The sequence below is a fragment of the Sporosarcina ureilytica genome (genome assembly GCF_001753205.1).
In the GTDB taxonomy this organism is placed as follows: domain Bacteria; phylum Bacillota; class Bacilli; order Bacillales_A; family Planococcaceae; genus Sporosarcina; species Sporosarcina ureilytica.
Genome location: NZ_CP017560.1, coordinates 3,279,463 through 3,301,234, shown reverse-complemented (window position 1 = coordinate 3,301,234; position 21,772 = coordinate 3,279,463). Strand labels below are relative to the sequence as shown.

Sequence of the window (21,772 nt, the reverse complement as noted above, 5' to 3'; positions counted from 1 at the left end):
GATGTATAATTATCCCTATTAATTAAAGACAAAAAACGACCTTATAAAAATAAGGTCGAGTAAATTAACTTTAGAATAATAAATGAGCAATACCAGCAACAATCGGTAAAGCGATCAGCGTACGTAAAAGGAAAATGATCACTAAATCCAGGAAGTTTACCGGGATTTTAGAACCTAATAGTAGTCCGCCGACTTCGGCCATGAAAATTAATTGGGTAACTGAAATCGTCGCAACTACGAATAGCGTTAATTCAGACGTAATCAGTCCATTGGCCAAAATAGCAGGGAGGAACATATCCGTAAATCCTACAACCATCAGTTGTGCTGCATCCGCCGCTTGCGGAATATTTAACAGCGCAAGTATCGGTTCGAAAGGTTTTCCTAAAAATGTAAATACGGAAGTATACTCGGCTAACACAAGTGCTATCGTACCAAAAGCCATAACGACTGGAATAACACCTAACCACATATCAAGCACGTTTCTAAATCCTTCTGAAAAAGTTCGCGTGAATGAGCGATTTGCATCTGCTTTCGCCAAAGCGTTTTCTAATCCGTGTGAAATTGAATTATAACCTTCAGGAAGTTTTTCTTCGTCGCCAGTAAAAGGGCGTCCATCGATGTAAATATCTTCTTTATTTCCAAGTGGATAAATTCTCGGCATAATGAATGCTAGAATAAGCCCGGTCAAAATGACTGTTCCGTAGAAAGGTAGGAAATAGGAGCCAAGCCCTACTTCTTCAATAATGACAATAGAAAATGTAATAGAAACTACTGAAAATGTTGTTCCAATAATAGCAGCTTCTTTTTTCGTATAATAGCCTTCTTCATATTGTTTACTCGTTAATAAAACACCAATTGTTCCATCGCCAATCCAAGACGTTAATGCGTCAATTGCGGAACGGCCCGGCAGTTTGAAAAGGGGACGCATCACCTTTACCATCATTGTTCCGAAAAACTCAAGTAAACCAAAGTTTAGTAGAAGCGGTAATAGTAAACCTGCAAACAAGAAAATTGTAAAGAGAAATGTAACAAGACCGTCTTCGCTAAGTAGAAGGCCACCTGTATTTTCGTTCCAAATTGCTTCTGGTCCAATTTGAAGGACGACAAGTAGAGCAAAAATGGCCCCAATCACCCGAGTGATTACCCAGAAGAGGGAAACACTAAATAAATTCACCCAGAAATTTTCCTTTTTTCCATCTGTATTGATGAATAAAAACAAGATGGAACCAACAGCTGCAATGATTAACGCAATTGTTGCTGTCCATGGCATAATTGGTGCGACAAAACTCGATAAGATATCTGCTAGCGTCGCAATTGGTACTTTCCAATCGCCTGTAAGTTTTAAAGGAATCATGAATAAAATAATTCCCAGTATAGACGGTATTAGAAACAATAACCAGGTTGATAGATCATATTTTTTCAATTTTTTCTCTCCTAATAAAAAATAAAGTCTTTGTATATTTATACATGATATCTTATTTTAATATATTTGTAAACAGGAAATTCTAGTCTCCTTTCATGTTTTATGGTGTTGAAAAAGAATAAATAAAATCCAGGTTGAATAATTAGTGAGTGAATAGTTACCCTGTTCTGACTATGCTAATAATTATACGCGATAGCATGCTAGTAAACTACTTAAATTGGGGATTTCTACACGTGTATAATTTAAAAATTCAATTTTACCAAAATAAAAACCGTCCTATCGATTGTAATTTCAATCGATAGGACGGTTTAGATAGATGACTATTTCAGTCAATCATTCAAAATCTGCATGCCATTTATAAGAGAAGAAACGCTCATAACGTAACCACTTAATCATTTCAGGGTCGTTTTGTTTAAGTTTTGCTTCGGTTTCTTTCATCATCCAAACGGTTTGGGAAATATGGGCTTTTAATGCAGCCAATTTCTGGTCCACCGTTTCTTCTACATCGTGAATAATATCTGGCGTGCCAAGAATTTCTTTCGTATTATTTGCGAAGGCGACCGCGTAAAGTTTTGGCCTTTCCTCTTCTTTCATTCGTCGAATTGCACGAACGACAGCTCGAGCAGTTGCCTCATGATCCGGGTGAACAGAGAATCCCGGATAAAATGAAATGACAAGGGAAGGGTTTGTTTCCTCAATTACATCTTCAACAAGCTTAATCATGTCTTCATCATCTTCAAATTCAAGCGTTTTATCGCGAAGTCCCATCATTCGTAAGTCATCTAGTCCCATCGCTTCACAAGCTTTGAGCAGTTCGGCTTTACGAATTTCCGGTAATGTTTCGCGAGTAGCAAACTGGGGGTTTCCGAGATTACGACCCATCTCACCTAATGTGAGACATGCATACGTTACAGGGACGCCCATTTTGCGATAAGCTGCAATCGAACCGGAAATGCCAAACGCTTCATCGTCTGGGTGGGGAAGGATAATGAGCACGTGGCGTTCTTTTTCAATCATGTCTTTTCCTCCTTAATATGTAAAAGGTGTTTCGCTAATGTGTAAGGCTACAGAAAGCTTTCCATCCGCGTCAAGACCTGCCAATAAAAGTCGTCCTAAGTCGTCAACTTGGTAGTGTGTAATGCCTTGTGCATAGACCCAACCTGATGGCAACTTTAAACCAACTCGGTGAGGGGATTCACCCACAATTTTACCGAGTTCAAAATTGACGACGACGTTGCGAATAAACGCGCCTGCGTTTAAAAATCCCTCTTTAAAATGGCTAGCGTATGAACCATTTGTCGTTTCTAAATGGATATATACATCTTTATTTGCAAAGGATGAAATGACTTCCTGTACATGTTCCGTTTTTACAATGTCCATACAAAATCCTCCTAATAGAATAGCAATTATACTTTAGTATATCCATATGGGCTTGGTTTTGCGATTCGTCTGCTTGATTGATTTATTTTTATGCAAAAAACGGTTGAAGAATTCTCCAACCGTTTAATAGATATATGCGATTAAACCTCAGTCAATGTAATTTCAGGGGCACCGAATTTGTTTTTCGCGCCGTGGTAGACAGGGCCAACGAAATCATTCAGTTGCCAGCCATTGGCAATCGCTGCAGTGACGAATTTTTTTGCTTCGCCGATAGCGTCTTTGACCTCAAGGCCATTTGCAAGGTTTGCTGTAATTGCAGCCGCAACTGTGCAGCCAGCACCGTGGTTATAATGGTTTTCGCTTTTTTCTGCTTCGTATAGTGTGAATGCCTGTCCATCATATAATAAATCAGCAGCAGTATCAGATTTTAGCCCTTTGCCGCCTTTAATGAATACATTTTTGGCACCGTGAGCATGAATTTTCTTCGCGGCTTCTTTCATTTCCTCTAAGGATTTAGGTGTACCTGTTCCTGCCAGTTGGCCCGCTTCGAATAAATTAGGCGTGACAACAAGTGCACGAGGAAGAAGGTGTTCAATCATCGCATCAACGGTTCCAGGATTGAGGACTTCATCTTCTCCTTTACAAACCATCACGGGGTCAATCACGACTGTTGAAAGTTCTGATTCTAGGATTGCATTACCCGCTGTTTCAATTACTTCTTCAGTGCTCAACATGCCTGTCTTAATCGCATCGATACCAGTTGAAACAGCTGTTTTAATTTGAGATTTTAATACATCAATTGGAAGTGAATAAACGCTATGGCTCCAAGTTTCCGGATCCATCGTAACGACAACGGTTAACGCAGTCATGCCGTACGTGCCATGTTCTTGAAAAGTTTTCAAGTCGGCTTGAATCCCTGCGCCGCCTGATGTATCTGAGCCGGCAATTGTTAAGATCTTCTTTAATGTCATGTAGAAAACTCCTTTGTGTAATTTGTTTTCGATTTATCATACGACCTACTTCTAAGATATCATAAGTTAGAAAATCATGTTCTGTATAGATGGAATAGTAGGTGAATTCAATCGATAGAGATTTCATCCGCAGATTTAATTTTGTACAAAATATATATGATGGCCAGTGCAATCGCAATTGTCATAAGGGCACCGATTGGATGATCGTGGATGAATAAGACTATCGCAAAGACGATAATTGCAAGAACACCAATGGTGGCAAATAGATAGAAAATGAACATCCCGAACCTTTTGGAGTGTTCAGGGATTTGTTCGCCATTTTTCGCGGCGGTTGCTATGTTTCGTAGTTTTTCACGCATTTGCATATTCGACATTGGACGAGCCTCCTAAACTCAATCTTACCATGTCTTTAATGTTGTTGGAACTATCAATTTGCTATACTGTAGGAATAGGAAAGAGTTATTGTTTCTATAAGGGAGGTCGAATTATGCGAGATAAAGAGAAAATTGACGAAATTGAACGTTTATTGAAAGAGTTGAAAGCAGGCGAAGATGAAGCGGCTGTCACGGTGGAAGAAACTAGGGAACGTTCGAAACGTCCTTCGAATTTTTGGCGTGTAGGCAAGCTGTTCTTACCACTATGGAAAAAGTCATATCTCTTCACTGCTGCATTAGTTTTACTATTGGTCATTGCGTTGCCAATTGCGACGTTTTATTTTATAAAAAATGGTAGTACGTTTATGGAAGAAAAAGGGGCTTTTCTAGAAAGGGTTCAAAATTTAAATGAACTGGCGACTGCCGAAGCTTATACAAAAGTGATTATTGAAAGACAAGATAATGCGGTATTCGGTCAAAGTATCGGGCTGAATTTGCCCGGGACGAAGCGTCAATTGCTCGTCGTCATTCCTGGCTCAGTTAAAGCGGGTGTTCATTTAGGTCAGTTGAGCAAAAAGGATATTGTGATTGATGAAAAAGAGAAAACGGCAACGTTGACATTGCCACCAGCTAAGTTTTTAGGTGGGGCAGAGATTTATTTTGATGAAGTTGAGGTTTTTTCTTATGAAGGTTTATTTAGAGAAAAGGCCAATATTAAAGAAGCATATGAACTTGCTGAGGAAGCAAAACGGTTAATTATAGAAGAAACGACTGGACAAGGTGTGCTTAAAATGGCTGAGCGGAATGCTGAAAAGACACTAAAGGAAATGTTTTCTTTGGCGGGGTACGATGTGACAATCCAATTTAAGGAGTGATACAGCGTGCAAAGGAATATATTTAAAAATGATTGGGACATGTTACTTCAAGCTGAATTTGAACAGCCTTATTATCGAAAGTTAAGACAGTTTTTGAAGGAAGAGTATGCGGAAGAATCTGTGTTTCCGCCGAGAGATGACATATGGACTGCTTTTAAATTAACACCTTTTAATCAAGTGAAAGTTGTCATACTCGGACAAGATCCATACCATGGTCCGGGACAAGCGCATGGATTAAGTTTTTCCGTTAATGCAGACGTTCGAATTCCACCAAGTTTACGCAATATGTTTAAAGAATTGGCGTCTGATATGAATTGCGAAGCGCCAACGATGGGGACGTTAACTGGTTGGGCAAAACAAGGTGTGCTAATGTTAAATACGGTTTTGACTGTTCGTAAAGGGGAGGCGCATTCTCACCGGAGACAAGGGTGGGAACAGTTTACGGACGCAGTGATTCGACAGTTGTCAGCAAGGGAAAAGCCAGTTGTTTTTATTTTATGGGGGAGACCGGCCCAAGAGAAGAAGAAATTAATCGACCTATCTAAACATGCCGTTGTGGAGTCAGTTCATCCGAGTCCTTTAAGTGCACATCGGGGATTTTTTGGGAGTCAACCGTATTCAAAAACAAATCAACTGTTAACAGCTTGGGGTGAACAGCCAATTAATTGGTGTCAAACAAGTGACGTTCTGTAATTCTTGAACAAGTTGAGATAAAGTGTGAGAAAACGAGGTGTTAGAAGATGGTCAATTGTTTTCAATGTGAATCCTTTTTCGTCACATGGGATCGTCAAAATCCTCGCGGTTGTAAAGCGTATGGTTTTAAAACGCGAGAATTGCCATCGAATGTTGTAAAAAGGTCGTCTGGAATGAACTGTTTAAAATTTAGGCGAAAGAAAGGGAATGTAAAAAGATGATTTCCTATAATCGAGTGTTTGAGGAGATGGAACGTCAAATAACGAATGCAAAACATGCTGATAATCCGAGTGATATGCGTGAAGCACTTGCTGCGATTCGTTCATTAACTGAAGTGGCACTTGGCGGAAATAACGAAAATCATGATAAAATGGTCACAAAACAAATTGCAACGCCACAAGCTCAGCCAGTGCAATCGTTAAGTTCGCTTGAGGCCGCGCCGCTTGAAGAAGACGGTGCAAATGGAAGTTCGCTGTTCGATTTTTAGTGGAAAAATAAAAGCAATTAAATGAAAGTAGGTTTTATGATGCCATTTTTTATTGTTGCTGGCGCGGTCAATGCAGCCATTGCTGTTATGCTCGGTGCATTCGGTGCGCACGGATTAAAGGACAAACTGTCGGAGAGATATTTGGCGATTTGGGAAACGGCCGTACAATATCAAATGTTTCATGCGCTTGGCTTATTAGCGATTGGGATTTTAGCGAGTAGTTCGATTTGGGGAGCAAGTCCGCAACTGAATTGGGCAGGTTATTTACTGCTTGCGGGCATCATCATCTTTTCGGGAAGTTTATATGCGTTAAGTCTGTCAGGAGTTGGCGTGCTTGGTGCCATTACCCCAATTGGCGGGGTGTTATTTATTGCCGGTTGGATTTTGTTAATCATTGCTGCGGTAAAAGGATGAAATGTACGGGGAGAGCATTTTTGTTTTGATTTGCTCATGATAGCGGAAAAGAGCCTCACAACGGAAATTACAATACCATGCATGCTTAAAAGTACCCCTATTGTTAACGATTAGGGGTACTTTTAGTTTGTAAAAGGCTACTTAAATTTCTCTTTCTCCAATTGTTTGTGGGAAATACTCCATCTCTTCATAGAATTCAGCGTAATCAAAGTAAATCATCGGGAAAAGGAAATCGTGCCCACTAGACGTCTCTGTAATGATGACGTGATCCCGCCCGGCTGCCTTCACTACACCGTCAACATTTCTTACGTTCAACGTCTGTTCAAGTGTGTGTGCGAAAGAGAAATGAAAAGTACCTGGCTTTCCGATATTTAGTCGTAAAATGTTTTCAATATAAGATTGTTCACCTTGTGGCAATCCAGTTGGCCTACCGGTTGGTATTGTGACAGGCGGTGGCACCATTTGTTGTGGATTTTGATTAAAAAAATTCGGTTGTTGGAAATTTGGATTCCAGTAATATTGGACCATGTCGTCATCCTTTCACTAATCAAATACGTTTTTTATTATGCCATTCGCTTCATAAAGACGGAGAAGGCACTAGAAGAACTATTAAACCGTTGGACATACACTCACGAGAGGTGAGAAAAAACAATGTGATTTATAACGGCCTGTATTCCACTGACCGAACCACTGGGCAGGGCAGGCACCCGTAGGCATGAAAAACCATAATGCACGATTGGCAGGAGAGAAACGTTCTCCAGCCACAACACGTCTGGCAAGGAGGATATCTTCTGGTCGTGCTCGTTGATAAAAATAACCTTTCGTCGTTGCTTCAAATCCCCCCGGTCGTTGAAATACCATTTGTTCCAATGAACGGATGTCTTTAAAGTCTAGACAATCCCCAAGCACCCGATTGACCCCTACATTGCCAACCATGAGCATGCCTAGTTGGCCATCCCCCTCCGCTTCAGCACGCATTAATCGAGCAAGCAGTTCGATTTCTGCCTGATTGTACGCAATCACTGCCAAAGAAAAACCTCCTCAAGAGGAATGTATGCGCAATCTTAATAAAAAATGTCTGAAATGAACAGTGATTTTGCTAGACATAAGGAAGAGGAGGGCTTCAGTTGTGAATCTTCAATATCATTTCAGACTTCATGCCAATGTATGCATAAAAATGATAATTTAGAAGTGATGTGTTAAAAACGTATACAAAAAGTTGAAGAATGCTGGTGGCCGTAGTTCAAAGGCTGGGTAGCTCAACAGTCTCCAAAATACGTTAGAAAATAGAAAAACAGGCAGAGGAAGCATTTCCTCTACCTGCTTATTAGCGTATGTTTTTTTAAATTAAACTTCTAAAAACTTTGCGACGCGTTCGTTATCTAATCGTGTACCAACAAAGAATGAGCCAAATTCAGCATAGCGGGCACTTACTTCGTCAAAACGCATTTCATAAATAATTTTCTTGAATTGAAGTACGTCGTCTGAAAATAATGTAACGCCCCATTCGTAATCGTCGAACCCAACGGATCCCGTTATGATTTGGCGGATTTTACCTGCATAACTGCGTCCGATCATCCCGTGGTCATACATTAACTTTTTACGTTTCTCCATATTAAGCAAGTACCAGTTGTCCTCGCCGTCACGTTTTTTATCCATTGGATAGAAACAAATGTATTGACTACGTGGCAGTTCTGGGTATAAGCGTCCGCGAATGTACGGGTTTTGGTACGGGTCTTCATCAGACTCGCCAGCTAAGTAGTTCGATAATTCCACAACAGAAACGTATGAGTAGGCAGGTATTGTGAAATCTGCAATCGCAAGTTTATTAAACTCTGTTTCAAGTTCCTGTAACTCATCCATTGTCGGACGTAAAATCATAATCATAAAATCAGCTTTTTGTCCAACGACTGTATAAAAGGCATGGCTACCGATTTTTTCATCATGGGCTTGTTCTAGTTTATCGAGGTATTGATGGAACTCCTCGATAATTGTTTGACGTTCTTCTTTGGAAATCATTTTCCAAGATGTCCAATCCATTGTACGAAGGTCATGCAACGCATACCAACCATCTAATGTGATAGCTGCTTCATTCATTTGTAAGACGCTCCTTTTTATGATTTATTTCATCACGAAACAGTGTAGCATATTCCGAAAATAAAGACCTTTAAGACGCGTCGTTGTCACTAATTTGACATGAAGTGTGTTTCTTTTAACGGCCGTCGGATTGGTGTATGCTAGAAGTATGGAATAACCGGAAGGCAGGGATTTAGGATGGATTTATTCAATAAAGTGAAAGCAAATTTACAAGGACACGATAAAACAATTGTATTGCCAGAAGGAACGGATGCAAGAGTTCTACAAGCTGCGGTTCGTCTAGCAGAAGAGGGAATTGTAAAACCAATTCTTCTTGGAAGTGAAGAGGAAGTTAGAAATGCTGCAGTCGAGGCATCTGTTGATTTAAAAGATATCGAAATAATTGATCCTTTGAAGGTTACATACTTTGATGAGCTTGTTAATCATTTTGTGGAGCGTCGTGCTGGAAGAAATACGGTTGAGCAAGCACAGGAACTTCTAAAAAATGTGAATTACTTTGGTACGATGCTTGTCTACACAGGGCGTGCAGATGGTTTGGTCAGTGGTGCGATTCATTCAACAGCAGATACGGTTCGCCCTGCATTGCAAATTATTCGTACGAAACCTGGCGTATCAAAGACAAGTGGTGCGTTTATTATGATGAAAGGTGAAGAAAAACTTGTATTTGCTGATTGTGCAATCACGGTAGCACCAACATCCCAAGAACTTGCTGAAATTGCGGTTGAAAGTGCAAAAACAGCTCGATCTTTTGGCATTGATCCTCGTGTTGCAATGTTATCGTTTTCCACAAAAGGTTCAGCAGTGACAGAAGAAACAACAAAAGTGGCAGACGCAGTGAAAATCGCAAAAGAGTTAGCGCCAGAGTTGACACTTGACGGCGAGTTTCAATTCGACGCAGCTTATGTTCCTGAGGTTGCGAAAACGAAAGCACCTGAATCAGAAATTCAAGGAGATGCCAACGTATTTGTGTTTCCATCGCTTGAAGCAGGAAACATTGGCTATAAATTAACAGAGCGCCTCGGTGGATACGAAGCAATCGGGCCAATCTTACAGGGGTTGAACATGCCTGTAAATGACTTGTCACGCGGCTGTTCAGCAGACGATGTGTACAAATTAAGTTTAATGACTGCTGCTCAAAGTTTATAAAACAGGAGATAATGTTTATGTCAGCATATGAATCATTTTTACGAATCCCCGAATGGCGATTTGTAGACGAATCTATGAGTGCGCGCAGTCGCTCGGCACTCGAATCTTTTGCTGCAGATGACGCGCTTTGTCATCTTGTTGGCCAACAAATGAGCGCGCCTATTGTACGTACTTGGGTCCATGATGAGACAATCGTTCTCGGCATTCAAGATCATCGGCTACCGTATATTTCGGAAGCCGTGCGTCGGTTGGAAGAAATAGGCTACCAATCTATTGTTAGAAATTCTGGTGGATTAGCAGTTGTACTTGACCGAGGCATTTTAAACATATCTATTATACTTTCCGAAAAAGATACGGCAATTGACATACCAACGGGGTATGAGGTGATGTTAGCATTTGTTCGACTTTTATTTCCAGAGGCCGGGGAGCGCATCAAAGCTTATGAAATTGTTGGCTCTTATTGTCCAGGATCTTATGATTTAAGTATTGACGGCCGAAAATTTGCAGGCATTTCACAGCGAAGACTTCGTCATGGAATCGCCGTGCAAGTGTATCTTTGTGTCGAGGGAAGCGGCGCAGATCGGGCAACATTAATTCGAGATTTATATGAGATAGGATTACAGGGAGAAACGACAAAGTTTGAGTATCCAAATATCCGCCCTGAAGTAATGGCTTCTTTAGAGGAATTGTTAGGCATTTCATTAACAGTAAGCGACGTCGTCATCCGCACGCAAAAATTATTAAATAAATTTGCGGACGGCGTAAAATTTAGTAGCTTCCAACCTGATGAAATGGAACTGTACTCATTTTACTTACATCGGGTTTTCGAACGCAACAAGAAAATGTTGTCTCAAAAGTAAAAGGTGCCGTTTAGACCTGATTGGCTTATGACCCGAGGCGCGCATTTATTTACTAGACGTCATCAAAGCTAAATCATCAAAAAGATTAAAATAAGAAAAAACCGCCGATACTTAGTGAATCGGCGGTTCTTTTGCGACTAAGTTTCCATTTTGCTCCATTGTAAATGTTGGTGCGCTGCGAACATCATCGTCTAATGTGACGAGACGACGAGCACGATTCATAATTTGGACAAATTGTTCGTAATCGGAGCGTAGTGTAGCATTCTCTTCTTTTAAATTAGCAATTTCTTTTTCTAGTTTTTCGATCGTTTCGGTAGCTGCTTTTGCTGTTTGTCGCCAGCGAAGCGATTCAACGTCGCCACCTCCGCTATGATGGAGTCGAACGAGATAAGCGATAACAGTATCTAAGGATAATGCCGACAAAGGAATTGCAATCTTGTTTTCTTCGTGACTTCCTTGTGTAGGCGTATACAGTTGTTGTCCGCGTCTTTTAAAATCATTCCCAAGCATACGCATCGCCTGTTTACGTTCCTTTTTTGCTTCTTCTAGTTCTTCTTCATATTCTCTGCGAACAACGGCGTTCCATCTAAATCCACAAGCGGCCGCTGTACGATTGAGTGCATCGCCAACTTCTTCAAACGCACTTAATTGGGTACTACCTTCACGAACGTGCCTGAGCACTGTCTCTGCTAATAAAATATCGTTTTCTTCCAACCAAGCATCCTGCCTAATTTTCACCATTGTCTTGCCTCCTAGCCATGATAATCTCTTTCTATTGACAGTGTGTACAGTCAATCATTATTTTATTCATTCGTTAAACTCATTGTTTACTCTTTTTCTAGAATTTCTTAGCGCTGTGGCTTTCGAGATACACATTTTTTGAGTACAATAGATAGAAGCAGTTTACGGAGGTGTGAAATGGGCTATAAAAATGAAAAGCTAAAAGAAGAAAAAGTTTTTAAAGATCCCGTACACCGCTATATCCATGTACGAGATAGAGTGATTTGGGATATTATTGGCACACGTGAATTTCAAAGGCTGCGACGCATTAAGCAACTGGGCACTACGTATCTCGTTTTCCACGGTGCTGAGCATAGTCGTTTTCAACACTCGCTCGGTGTATATGAAATCGTGCGGAGAATTATTGACGATGGTTTCAGCGGAAGGCCTGAATGGGATGAGGAAGAGAGACTTGTCACGCTTTGCGCAGCATTGCTTCACGATCTAGGCCATGGCCCTTACTCACATGCATTCGAAAATGTATTCAATCTAGACCACGAACTGTTTACGCAGAAAATTCTTCTCGGAAACACCGAAGTGAATCAAGTGCTGCAACGCGTTTCGGAAAAATTCCCTCAGAAAGTTGCAGATGTCATTGGGAAAACGTATCCTGATAAACTAGTCGTTAGCCTGATTTCGAGCCAAATAGACGCAGATCGGATGGATTATTTACAGCGTGATGCTTATTATACGGGTGTTTCTTATGGCCATTTTGATATGGAGCGTATTTTACGAGTCATGCGCCCAGCAGAAGACCAGGCGGTTGTAAAATCTAGTGGTATGCATGCGGTGGAAGATTACATTATGAGTCGCTATCAAATGTACTGGCAAGTTTATTTTCATCCAGTTTCCCGTAGCGCAGAAGTTATATTAACGAAAATTCTACATCGGGCCAAGCATTTATTTGAAGCAGGTTATACATTTGGACAAGAACCTGTTCATTTTCTGACGTTTTTTAATAAAGACATTGATTTAGAAGATTATATTGCACTAGACGAAGGTGTGATCACAACGTATTTCCAAATGTGGACAAAAGAGTCCGATTGGATTTTAAGAGATTTAAGTTATCGGTTTTTAAATCGAAAACTATTTCAATACGTTGAATTTAACCCAGCCGCTGAGTATAGAAAGCTACATGAGCTTGAAAAGTTATTTAAAGAAGCTGGCATAGATCCGGAGTATTACCTAGTCGTTGATTCGTCGTCGGACTTACCGTATGACTTTTATAGACCAGGGGAGGAAAATGAACGGTTGCCTATCTTTTTAAAAATGCCTAACAGTGAATTAAGGGAGCTTTCCCGGTCATCCGATATTGTTGATGCGGTATCTGGCAAGAGACGGACTGACCATAAACTTTATTTTCCAGCGGATTTACTAGAAGAAGGTAAAGAAAAGAATCCTGTGTATAGACAGATTTTACAGATGTTGAAAAATTAGAAAGGGTGGACATTTTGCTGCAAGAACATGCAAAAATTGTTCAGTTTATTTCGCTAGCAGAAGAAGTAACTGGGCGGAAAAAGTTACAAAAAATGATTTTTATTGCAAAGAAGATGCAATTTCCATTTGCAGAGAAGTTCCAATTACATATGTATGGGCCTTATTCGGAGGAATTAACATTGCGCGTTGAAGAACTATGTGAGATGGGATTTTTGAATGAAGAATGTATGGATAAAGGTTCTTATGTACAATACAAATACAGAGTTTCGGAGGAAGGTGTAAGCTTTCTTGAAACGACAAAGCAAGAATCGAATACATTAGAAGTGTTTATTCAAGAAATGCAAAGTAAAACATCACGTTTTCTAGAGCTCGTCTCAACGCTATTATACTTTGACCATCTTTCGAAACAAGAGCAAATTGAAAAAGTGCACATCGTGAAAAATAAATTAAAGTTTTCTGATGTAGAGATGAATACCGCATTTGATTTTATTCATCACCTTGAAGGACTTGCGGCAAATTAAAACTTGGTCTCGATTGACAAAACAGATGTCGATTGAGACCAAGTTTTTTGTATGACTAAACGGGTTAGTTCTCTTCCTGATCAATCAGTCGTTTTCCAGCGACGGCATAGTCGCTTTTTTTCATTTCTTCAATAAAAACAACGACGTTTTCAGCGGGTGCCCCAGTCGTTTCAACAACTGCTGCTGTTACTCTCTCGCAAAGTGCTTTTTTCTGTTCATCCGTTCGTCCTTCAAACATTTTCACAGTGACGTATGGCATTTTCTTTCCCCACCTCCTCAATATCCAGTATACTAATGATATTATCAAAGTTGGAGGGGTAACTAAATGGGGAATGAGCAAAACAAGCAACCTAAAATGGGATTCACCATTATTAAAAACGATCCGACTGATGGCCATAAAGGTTTTGGTATCGGGTCATTGTCTTTGGAAAACGTGACGCCCGTCATCATTGATGTAGAAGAGGAAGTCGCTACGATAGAAATCGGTGCCATGCATGCAAGAAGCCCGATTGAGCGTGGGATTAAATTTCTACCGACACGTGAGGAATCTGCAAATGGAAAAAAATATTGGTTAATCTGGGTAACAATTGAATATAAAGAAGAAGGACCGTATTATGCCGGCGTGACTGCTTGTGAAATGGTGATTGACCGCTCGATTCGCCGCGGATACAAAAATTTTGTAGAGCATATGAATAAAATGGACCGTTCTATGAAAGGGCGTATTATCGTTGATGAAATGGACGAACCATCAAAAAGGGTACTTGCTGAATTTCTAGAAGGCCATAATAAAGAACTTTGGGATCGCAGTTCAGCTGAATTACACGAAGCACTGACAGTTTAAGTTCACAATTTGCTGAACGTTTATGTCGGTTAAGTTGAATGTCCACCACAAACGAAGTACACTATATAGTATAGCTTACAAATGTAAAGCTAGGACTACCATCGTGAGTAAAGTTGACAGGGCATGGTTATCAATCTAACCCAAGCACGATAACTATGCTCGTTGACTTTGCCAAAATGGTAAAAAGCCTCTTTCCGTTTTATAAGGGAAAGAGGCTTTTAAATTTTTGGGGAAAACATTATTGGAGAAGGGGAGAGCGTGAGTTCCGCACATTATTCGTTGAATTCCTCCCCCCGCCACTACGGATTCCTCACACACAAACTCAAATTCAATCAAAAAACGAAAATGGGAATAAATTAAATCCTTTGTCCTCCTTGTTTGAAGACTTCATTTGCTGAAGTGATTTGTCTGTGCATAATTTTTGTGGGACATCTTTCTCTTTGACATAGATAAGGCGTTGGCGTTCGCATTCTGCAACAGCAAGGCCGCCCGTTTCAACGTCGACAATCACACTGCTGACACCTTTTGGTGGAATGAATGGTTCAGGCGTCTTTCCACTGTGAACTTCTTCCATAAACTCAATCCATATTTTTTTCGTAGCCGCTTTGTCCTCAATTGTTTCGAGTTGTTTGCCAACGTCAAAGCCGTTCCAAACTCCGGCTGTTAGAGACGGTGTGAAGCCGATTAAATATTGGTCGGAAATGGTTGTGCCTGATTTTGCTGCATACGGTCTCGTTTGCTTTTGGCGCATAGAAAGCCCTGTTGCCGCAGAGTAATCATTGAATACTGGATCGAACATGCCTGTCATGAGATGCGTAAGAACGAAAGCATCCTGTTCGGACATGATTTGTTTCTTTTTTTGTTTTGGACGCTCGTAAATGGTTTTTCCTTCAGCATCCGTGATTGAAATGATTGTATTAGGTGTAATATCAACGCCGCCAGCAGCAACACGATTATAGGCGTTTGTTATTTCCGTTAATGTGACCTCTGTTGTACCAAGTGCGGTGGCTGGAGAAGCAGGGAAGGTGACGTTAATCCCTAGACGTTCGGCCATGCTTTGGAAGTGTTTATAACCAATATCTTCCAGTGTTTTTACAGCGTAAATATTGTCCGAAATGGCTAATGCTTGGGCAAGAGAGATAGGCTGTTCAGCAAACTTGCCATTAACGTTTGTGGGTGCATAAGTTTCACGCCCCTCGTCATATGTGAAGATTGTTTTTTCTGGCATTAAAAAAGTTAATGGGTTAAATCCATTCTCAAGTGCTGCGGCGTATAGTACGGGCTTGATGACTGATCCGGGCTGACGTTTTGCTTGCGTAGCGCGATTAAAAGGACTCTCTGTGTAATCAACCCCGCCAACAAGCGATGTAATGCCGCCGGTTGCTGGGTCTACTGATGTAAATCCGACTTGAAGGCCGTTATCCGGCATCCATTTCTCAATGACCGCTTCCGCAATTTGTTGGTGATGCGTATTTAAAGTTGTGCGGATTGTCCAGCCTCCTTCCGCAGGGTATCGGCCTTTTGTGGCAAGCACTTTTTCTGCTTCACGCCAAACTTCATCAAGAAAATAAGGGGCAATTTTTTTCTTGTTTCTCCATTCATCCGCTTTTAAAACAATATCCGTCTCCTTCGCGCGCGTTGCTTGTTCAGTTGAAATCACGCCTTGTGCCTCCATCAAAGAAATGATGAGTTCTTTTCGACGCGTTGAATTTTCAGGATAATCGATAGGCGAATAAATCGTTGGACCTTTTGCAATCGCTGTAATAACTGCGGATTCTTCTAAACTCAACTCTTTTGCGGGTTTCCCGAAATAAAAATTACTTGCCGCTTCCACGCCATACATGCCGTGTCCGAAATAAACTGTGTTTAAATAGCCTTCTAAAATGACCTCTTTATCGTAAAATCTTTCCAAGCGAAAAGCGATTAAAGCCTCATTTATTTTACGTTTCCAAGTTTTAGCGTGTGTTAAATGAAGGTTTCGCGCATACTGCTGGGTAATCGTACTTGCACCTTCCACTTTACTTCGGTTCTTAATATCTTTTAACAACGCACCTGCAATTCGCTTATAATCAAAACCATGGTGTCTATAGAAGTTTCTATCTTCAGTCGCAACAACGGCATCGATTAGAAAAGGTGAAATTTCATCCAACTCCACCCAATACCGCCGTTCTGCTGAGAAATGATCCCCGATAACTTTTCCGTCCTGGTCTAGAAAGACAGACGCTTTTGGGACGCTAAGGGAAGGAGCCCCTGTAATTTGTGCGTAGAGTAAAAGTCCGCCATAAATGGTAATCATTGCGGTAAGTGCAGTAACGGTTAATAAAGTGATACGACGAAAAAAAAGCCGTCTTTTTTTCTTTTTTACATAAACTGTCCGCTGCATAAGATCCCGTCCTGTCCATCTTAATATTCACAGTATGTAACGCAATCAACTAGATTAAACGACCTTTTTTGAAAGATTTATTCGAAATGATAATGGATATTGGAATGTCACAGAAAAGAAGGTTATAATAGATGGATATTTTCAAGAAGAGGACGGTGAACGGAATGGACTCGAAAACAGCAGGACAGACTGTACAAATCCGGCTCCATTCGTCAATTCAGCACCCTGGGCAAGATAAGGAAACGCATCAAATTGAAGCGCTAGGTCGATATGTGGAGAAAATGGGTTCATCCTATTTACAATACGAGGAAGATCAAGATGGACAGAAAATCCAAACGACGGTCAAGTTGGGAAGTGATGATGCACTCATTATGCGTTCGGGTGCAATCAAAATGCGGCTGCCTTTCTCGGTAGGTGACGACCGACAAGGTGAATATCGGAATAACCACGTGACATTTAAATTGCAGGTAAAAACAAAAGTGTTACGTTTTATTGAAGAAGAGATGAGTGGGGAATTCGAAGTAGCGTATGAATTATACGCAGAAGGTTCATTGCTAGGCACATACGAACTATCTATTACATATTCGGAGGGAATAAAATGAACATCGTTGAACAAATTCAACAAAAAGTAATCACGGCATTAGAACAAGCTGTCGTAGCGGCAAAACTTACGGAAGAAGCCCTTCCAGAAGTGAAACTAGAAACGCCAAGACATAAAGAAAATGGGGATTATGCAACAAATATCGCCATGCAACTTACAAAGCTTGCCAAAAAACCGCCGCGTGCAATTGCGGATGCCATCGTTGAAAACATTGATAAAGAAAGTGCTTCAATTGAAAAGATTGAGGTAGCGGGACCTGGGTTTATTAATATCACATTGAAAAAAGATTATTTACAAGAAGTTGTCCACACTGTACTAGATGCGGGAGAGAATTACGGACGTTCGAATGCGGGGCAAGATGAGAAAATTCAAGTGGAATTTGTATCCGCAAACCCAACTGGAGACTTACATCTTGGCCATGCGCGCGGTGCTTCCGTAGGGGATTCACTTTGCAACGTGCTTGATTTTGCAGGTTATGATGTAGAACGTGAATATTACATTAACGATGCAGGGAATCAAATTGACAACCTAGCTCGTTCTGTAGAAGCCCGTTATTTCCAAGCACTAGGTGAGGAACGTGAAATGCCAGAAGATGGCTATCACGGACAAGATATCATTGATATTGGTAAAAAACTTGCTGAAGATTATGGCGATAAATATAAACACGTATCAGACGAAGAGCGTTACGACTTCTTCCGTTCGTACGGCCTCGAATTTGAACTTGAGAAACTAAAAACAGACCTTAAAAACTTCCGTGTCGTTTTTGATAACTGGTTTTCAGAATCAACGTTGTATGGTAGCGGAAAAATTGAAAATGCACTTGAAAAACTTCGTGAAAACGGACATATCTTTGAAGAAGACGGCGCAACATGGTTCCGTTCTACAACATTCGGCGATGACAAAGACCGTGTGTTAATTAAACAAGACGGTTCATTCACGTACATCACACCGGATATCGCGTATCACGAAGATAAAATTCAACGTGGATTCGACAAGCTTATCAACATTTGGGGTGCTGACCACCACGGTTATATTCCGCGTATGAAGGCCGCAATTGAAGCGTTAGGGTATGAAAAAGATACGCTTGAAGTGATCGTTGCACAAATGGTTCATTTATACAAAGACGGCGAACGAATGATGATGAGTAAACGTACAGGAAAAGCAGTCACATTACGTGAATTAGTAGAAGAAGTTGGACTAGATGCAGTGCGTTATTTCTTCGTGATGCGTTCAGGGGATACACAAATGGACTTTGATTTAGACTTAGCTGTTTCTGAATCCAATGAAAACCCTGTTTACTATGCACAATACGCACACGCTCGAATTTCATCAATTTTACGTCAGTCAGCAGAATTAAATCTTTCAGCTTCTGCAGAAGGTGCTCATTTATTAACGGCTGAACATGAAATTGACTTATTGAAAAAGATTGGTGATTTCCCGCAAGTCGTTGCAGACGCTGCAAGAACACGTGCGCCTCACCGTATCGCAAATTACATCCAAGAACTGGCTGCAACATTCCATTCATTCTATAATGCGGAAAAAGTGTTGGACGTAGACAACCGTGAGCGATCCGAAGCACGCCTTGCACTCATTACAGCAACGCGCACAACAATCGCTAATGCTTTAAAACTCATCGGCGTATCGGCTCCGGAGAAAATGTAAGTATTTAATAAAGAAGTTTGAACTGTATCCCAATTGTTAGACATAATCTAACAATTGGAGGTGCAGTTTTTTTATGGCTGAAATTTTCGGCAAATAGTGGATGTCCGTTCAATGGGAAGTATGCAACATTTTATCGTAAGTACCCAACGCTTTAGCAAAAGAATGCAACGTTATTAAAAAAGTTCACAACGCTTTGAGAAGTATGCAACGTTTTATCGTAAGTACCCAACGCTTTATTAAAAGAATGCAACGTTATTAAAAAAGTTCACAACGCTTTGAGAAGTATGCAACATTTTATCGTAAGTACCCAACGCTTTAGTAAAAGAGTGCAACGTTATTAAAAAAGTTTGCAACGCTTTGAGAAGAATGCAACGTTTTATCGTAAGTACCCAACGCTTTATTAAAAGAATGCAACGTTATTAAAAAAGTTCGCAACACCTTTAGGAAGTCATTCAATTCGCTTAGTATGTCGCTAGCTCTTTTAAATTACTATTATCATCTTAATTCGACCTCTATCGACAATCTCAAAATTTGTAGTATACTAATAAATGAAAACAAATTACATACCAAACATAAAGGTGCTCAACGTCAGGTTGAGTTAAAAGGGAAGTCGGTTTAATTCCGACGCGGTCCCGCCACTGTAAATGAGAGCAAGTCGCCAATCGTCACTAGATTTATTCTGGGAAGGCGCGACAAGCGATGACCATGAGCCAGGAAACCTGCCTTTATGAATCACCTAGCAACCTACGAGGAATAGGAGTGGTGGAAATCGGCGTATTTTCATATGCTTGACTTTCACAACAACTCCTCCGTAGCGATACGGGGGATTTTTTGTTTGGTAGAAAGGGAGAGAAATGATGAAGAAGATTTGGAAGTTATGGCTACTTTCGATTGTTGCCGTGTTTTTACTTGCTGCTTGCGGTGGAAATGCAACAGAAGAGAAGCCAAAAGTAGATGAAACGGAAACGTCTCAAGAAGAAAATAAAGACGGATTGGCAGAAGAGGCCTATCCAATTACGTTAACGGATGCTGTTGGGAATGAAATTACGTTAGAAAAGGCGCCAGAAAAAATTGTATCCATGATCCCAAGTAATACTGAGATTTTATTTGCGCTAGATTTAGCGAATGAAATTGTTGGGGTCAGCGATTTTGATGATTATCCTGCAGAAGCAGTTGAGAAAGAAAAAATTGGTGGACAAGAGTTTAACGTAGAAGCGATTATCGCGTTAGACCCGGATATTGTATTTGGGCATGAATCTGCATTTGGATTATCTGAAGAAGGTTATCAACAAATTAGTGATGCTGGAATTCCAGTATTCGTTATTAAAAACGCAGCTGATTTTGATGAAACATATAAGACGATTGAAACGATTGGTCTACTAACTGATAAACAAGAAGAAGCTGAACAAATTATTTCTACGATGAAAGAGAAAGTGCAAGAAGTACTGACGAAACTGGATGCGGTTGAAGAAGAAAAAACTGTTTTTGTTGAAACATCACCAGCCCCAGAAATTTACACACCTGGTCAAAACACATTCATGCAAGAAATGCTTGATATGATAGGCGCAAAAAACATTGCTGATGACCAAGAAGGCTGGTTCGTAATGGAACCTGAAGAGCTCGTCGATAGAAATCCGGACGTCATTATTGTGATGTACGATTACATTGATACGGCTGTGGAAGACGTTTATGCACGTGACGGTTTTGACACCATTACTGCAATCAAAGAAAAACAAGTCATTCAAGTTGATGAAAATATTACAAGTCGTACAGGTCCACGTTTAGCTGAAGGACTTGAAGCCATTGCAAAGGCGATTTACCCTGAGGTTTTTAGTGAGTAAGTCAAGCGTCGCCTACATTGTGTCTGCCGCTACATTACTAGTAGCGGTATGGCTCGGTGTATCTATCGGAACGGTGAAAATACCGATTCAAACATTTTGGGATGGGACAGATACAAAAGCTTCAAATATTTTGTGGAAAATTAGAATGCCGCGTGTCGTACTAGCAGGGCTTGTTGGTGCTTCGTTAGCCATTTCGGGAGCAGCTTTTCAAGGCTTACTAAAAAATCCACTAGCCGATCCATATACCCTCGGAGTGTCATCCGGCGCCTCCGTAGGTGCGGTTATGACACTTTTTTTTGGTTTGTCCTTACCAATTCTCGGTACGTATACATTACCAACATTTAGTATGATAGGCGCGGCGCTCACGATGTTTTTAGTACTTGGCTTTGCCCGTCTTGTAGACCGCGCGATGAAAATGGAGACGATTATACTAACAGGTATTATTTTCGGTTCATTTCTCGGATCAGTTTTATCCCTAATGATTGCACTAACAGGTGAAGAGCTAAGGCAAATTATCAGTTGGCTCCTTGGAAGCGTGTCAATGAGGGGATGGCAATATACGATGATGATTTTGCCATTTGTCTTTGTCGGTTCCTTATTGCTGTGGCTCAATCGCCGTGAATTAAATGCGATGTTATTCGGAGAGGAGCGCGCCCACCATTTAGGCGTGAACGTGAAACGCCGTAAATTTATGATTCTAATTGGCGGATCTATATTAACGGGCTCCGCAGTAGCGGTTTCAGGCACGATAGGATTTGTCGGTTTAGTCGTGCCGCATATGACGAGACTCATGTGGGGAGCAGACCATCGCCATTTATTAACATTATCATTCATGAATGGCGCCTCTTTACTAATCATTTGTGACCTCGTTGCACGGACAATTATTTCGCCGTCAGAGTTACCGGTTGGCGTCATTACTGCATTTATCGGGGCACCGGTCTTTGCATACATCTTCTACAGACAAAGAAGGAAAGGGGCAATGTAAG

24 protein-coding genes and 1 riboswitch are annotated in these 21,772 nt (G+C 40.7%); of the genes, 13 read left to right on the top strand and 11 right to left on the bottom strand.

What is annotated here, in order from left to right:
- Nucleotides 1-70: 70 nt before the first annotated feature.
- The 5 genes from BI350_RS15940 to BI350_RS15920 all read right to left on the bottom strand — a co-directional run bounded on the left by BI350_RS15940 (nucleotide 71) and on the right by BI350_RS15920 (nucleotide 4,148).
- Nucleotides 71-1,423: a YjiH family protein gene (locus BI350_RS15940; RefSeq protein WP_075529058.1), complete on the bottom strand. Its 1,353-nt coding sequence runs from the start codon at nucleotides 1,421-1,423 to the stop codon at nucleotides 71-73.
- A gap of 333 nt (nucleotides 1,424-1,756) precedes the next feature.
- Nucleotides 1,757-2,440 (bottom strand): bacillithiol biosynthesis deacetylase BshB2, encoded by a 684-nt coding sequence (gene bshB2 / locus BI350_RS15935; RefSeq protein WP_075529057.1) that lies wholly within the window; start codon nucleotides 2,438-2,440, stop codon nucleotides 1,757-1,759.
- 12 nt (nucleotides 2,441-2,452) lie between these two features.
- Nucleotides 2,453-2,803, bottom strand: a complete 351-nt coding sequence (locus BI350_RS15930; RefSeq protein ID WP_075529056.1) for a YojF family protein — start codon at nucleotides 2,801-2,803, stop codon at nucleotides 2,453-2,455.
- Nucleotides 2,804-2,943: 140 nt separating this feature from the next.
- A complete protein-coding gene (thiD, locus tag BI350_RS15925; protein ID WP_075529055.1) occupies nucleotides 2,944-3,774 on the bottom strand; it encodes a bifunctional hydroxymethylpyrimidine kinase/phosphomethylpyrimidine kinase in 831 nt (276 codons plus the stop codon).
- 107 nt (nucleotides 3,775-3,881) lie between these two features.
- A complete protein-coding gene (locus BI350_RS15920) occupies nucleotides 3,882-4,148 on the bottom strand; it encodes a hypothetical protein (RefSeq protein WP_075529054.1) in 267 nt (88 codons plus the stop codon).
- 113 nt (nucleotides 4,149-4,261) lie between these two features.
- On the opposite strand from BI350_RS15920, the gene BI350_RS15915 reads away from it, so the two are divergent.
- The 4 genes from BI350_RS15915 to BI350_RS15900 all read left to right on the top strand — a co-directional run bounded on the left by BI350_RS15915 (nucleotide 4,262) and on the right by BI350_RS15900 (nucleotide 6,617).
- The gene (locus tag BI350_RS15915) at nucleotides 4,262-5,023 is read left to right on the top strand and encodes a DUF4230 domain-containing protein (protein ID WP_075529053.1); all 762 of its coding nucleotides are present in this window, start codon (nucleotides 4,262-4,264) and stop codon (nucleotides 5,021-5,023) included.
- Between the two features lie 6 nt (nucleotides 5,024-5,029).
- On the top strand, nucleotides 5,030-5,716 hold the full coding sequence (locus tag BI350_RS15910) for a uracil-DNA glycosylase (RefSeq protein ID WP_075529052.1): 687 nt from the start codon (nucleotides 5,030-5,032) through the stop codon (nucleotides 5,714-5,716).
- 217 nt (nucleotides 5,717-5,933) lie between these two features.
- The gene (locus BI350_RS15905; RefSeq protein ID WP_075529051.1) at nucleotides 5,934-6,203 is read left to right on the top strand and encodes a YwdI family protein; all 270 of its coding nucleotides are present in this window, start codon (nucleotides 5,934-5,936) and stop codon (nucleotides 6,201-6,203) included.
- Nucleotides 6,204-6,242: 39 nt separating this feature from the next.
- On the top strand, nucleotides 6,243-6,617 hold the full coding sequence (locus BI350_RS15900) for a DUF423 domain-containing protein (protein WP_075529050.1): 375 nt from the start codon (nucleotides 6,243-6,245) through the stop codon (nucleotides 6,615-6,617).
- Nucleotides 6,618-6,758: 141 nt separating this feature from the next.
- On the opposite strand, the gene BI350_RS15895 is transcribed toward BI350_RS15900, so the two are convergent.
- The 3 genes from BI350_RS15895 to hemQ all read right to left on the bottom strand — a co-directional run bounded on the left by BI350_RS15895 (nucleotide 6,759) and on the right by hemQ (nucleotide 8,714).
- Complete coding sequence (locus tag BI350_RS15895) at nucleotides 6,759-7,145, bottom strand: spore coat protein GerQ (RefSeq protein WP_075529049.1); 387 nt, start codon at nucleotides 7,143-7,145, stop codon at nucleotides 6,759-6,761.
- 81 nt (nucleotides 7,146-7,226) lie between these two features.
- Nucleotides 7,227-7,646: a cell wall hydrolase gene (locus tag BI350_RS15890; protein WP_075529048.1), complete on the bottom strand. Its 420-nt coding sequence runs from the start codon at nucleotides 7,644-7,646 to the stop codon at nucleotides 7,227-7,229.
- 318 nt (nucleotides 7,647-7,964) lie between these two features.
- Entirely contained in the window at nucleotides 7,965-8,714 is a 750-nt protein-coding gene (hemQ, locus tag BI350_RS15885) for a hydrogen peroxide-dependent heme synthase (protein ID WP_075529047.1), read from the bottom strand.
- 177 nt (nucleotides 8,715-8,891) lie between these two features.
- Here hemQ and pta point away from each other — a divergent pair, with 177 nt between their 5' ends.
- Both pta and lipL read left to right on the top strand, forming a co-directional pair.
- Complete coding sequence (pta, locus tag BI350_RS15880) at nucleotides 8,892-9,860, top strand: phosphate acetyltransferase (RefSeq protein ID WP_075529046.1); 969 nt, start codon at nucleotides 8,892-8,894, stop codon at nucleotides 9,858-9,860.
- 17 nt (nucleotides 9,861-9,877) lie between these two features.
- Nucleotides 9,878-10,720 carry an octanoyl-[GcvH]:protein N-octanoyltransferase gene (lipL, locus tag BI350_RS15875; protein WP_075529045.1) on the top strand — a complete coding sequence of 281 codons (843 nt, stop codon included), beginning with the start codon at nucleotides 9,878-9,880 and terminating at the stop codon, nucleotides 10,718-10,720.
- A 111-nt stretch (nucleotides 10,721-10,831) separates the two neighbouring features.
- Here lipL and BI350_RS15870 read toward each other — a convergent pair whose 3' ends face one another.
- Nucleotides 10,832-11,461: an RsfA family transcriptional regulator gene (locus tag BI350_RS15870; RefSeq protein ID WP_075529044.1), complete on the bottom strand. Its 630-nt coding sequence runs from the start codon at nucleotides 11,459-11,461 to the stop codon at nucleotides 10,832-10,834.
- Between the two features lie 177 nt (nucleotides 11,462-11,638).
- Between BI350_RS15870 and BI350_RS15865 the strand changes: the two genes are divergently transcribed.
- Both BI350_RS15865 and BI350_RS15860 read left to right on the top strand, forming a co-directional pair.
- A complete protein-coding gene (locus tag BI350_RS15865) occupies nucleotides 11,639-12,937 on the top strand; it encodes an HD domain-containing protein (protein WP_075529043.1) in 1,299 nt (432 codons plus the stop codon).
- Between the two features lie 14 nt (nucleotides 12,938-12,951).
- Complete coding sequence (locus tag BI350_RS15860) at nucleotides 12,952-13,458, top strand: YwgA family protein (protein WP_075529042.1); 507 nt, start codon at nucleotides 12,952-12,954, stop codon at nucleotides 13,456-13,458.
- A 64-nt stretch (nucleotides 13,459-13,522) separates the two neighbouring features.
- On the opposite strand, the gene BI350_RS15855 is transcribed toward BI350_RS15860, so the two are convergent.
- Complete coding sequence (locus tag BI350_RS15855) at nucleotides 13,523-13,717, bottom strand: 2-hydroxymuconate tautomerase (protein ID WP_075529041.1); 195 nt, start codon at nucleotides 13,715-13,717, stop codon at nucleotides 13,523-13,525.
- 66 nt (nucleotides 13,718-13,783) lie between these two features.
- On the opposite strand from BI350_RS15855, the gene BI350_RS15850 reads away from it, so the two are divergent.
- The gene (locus BI350_RS15850) at nucleotides 13,784-14,299 is read left to right on the top strand and encodes a YwhD family protein (RefSeq protein WP_075529040.1); all 516 of its coding nucleotides are present in this window, start codon (nucleotides 13,784-13,786) and stop codon (nucleotides 14,297-14,299) included.
- A gap of 328 nt (nucleotides 14,300-14,627) precedes the next feature.
- Here the strand turns inward: BI350_RS15850 and BI350_RS15840 are convergent, their stop codons facing one another.
- Complete coding sequence (locus BI350_RS15840; protein WP_075529038.1) at nucleotides 14,628-16,682, bottom strand: transglycosylase domain-containing protein; 2,055 nt, start codon at nucleotides 16,680-16,682, stop codon at nucleotides 14,628-14,630.
- 164 nt (nucleotides 16,683-16,846) lie between these two features.
- Here BI350_RS15840 and BI350_RS15835 point away from each other — a divergent pair, with 164 nt between their 5' ends.
- From BI350_RS15835 to BI350_RS15820, 4 genes are all read left to right on the top strand, one after another.
- Nucleotides 16,847-17,284, top strand: a complete 438-nt coding sequence (locus BI350_RS15835; protein WP_075529418.1) for a YwiB family protein — start codon at nucleotides 16,847-16,849, stop codon at nucleotides 17,282-17,284.
- A complete protein-coding gene (gene argS / locus BI350_RS15830; RefSeq protein WP_075529037.1) occupies nucleotides 17,281-18,945 on the top strand; it encodes an arginine--tRNA ligase in 1,665 nt (554 codons plus the stop codon). Before BI350_RS15835 ends, argS begins: the two co-directional genes overlap by 4 nt.
- Before the next feature lie 559 nt (nucleotides 18,946-19,504).
- Nucleotides 19,505-19,686, top strand: a riboswitch (cobalamin riboswitch).
- 116 nt (nucleotides 19,687-19,802) lie between these two features.
- Nucleotides 19,803-20,786 carry an ABC transporter substrate-binding protein gene (locus tag BI350_RS15825; RefSeq protein ID WP_075529036.1) on the top strand — a complete coding sequence of 328 codons (984 nt, stop codon included), beginning with the start codon at nucleotides 19,803-19,805 and terminating at the stop codon, nucleotides 20,784-20,786.
- Complete coding sequence (locus BI350_RS15820; RefSeq protein WP_075529035.1) at nucleotides 20,779-21,771, top strand: FecCD family ABC transporter permease; 993 nt, start codon at nucleotides 20,779-20,781, stop codon at nucleotides 21,769-21,771. The genes BI350_RS15825 and BI350_RS15820 overlap by 8 nt, the downstream gene beginning before the upstream one ends.
- The last annotated feature ends 1 nt before the right edge of the window (nucleotide 21,772 follow it).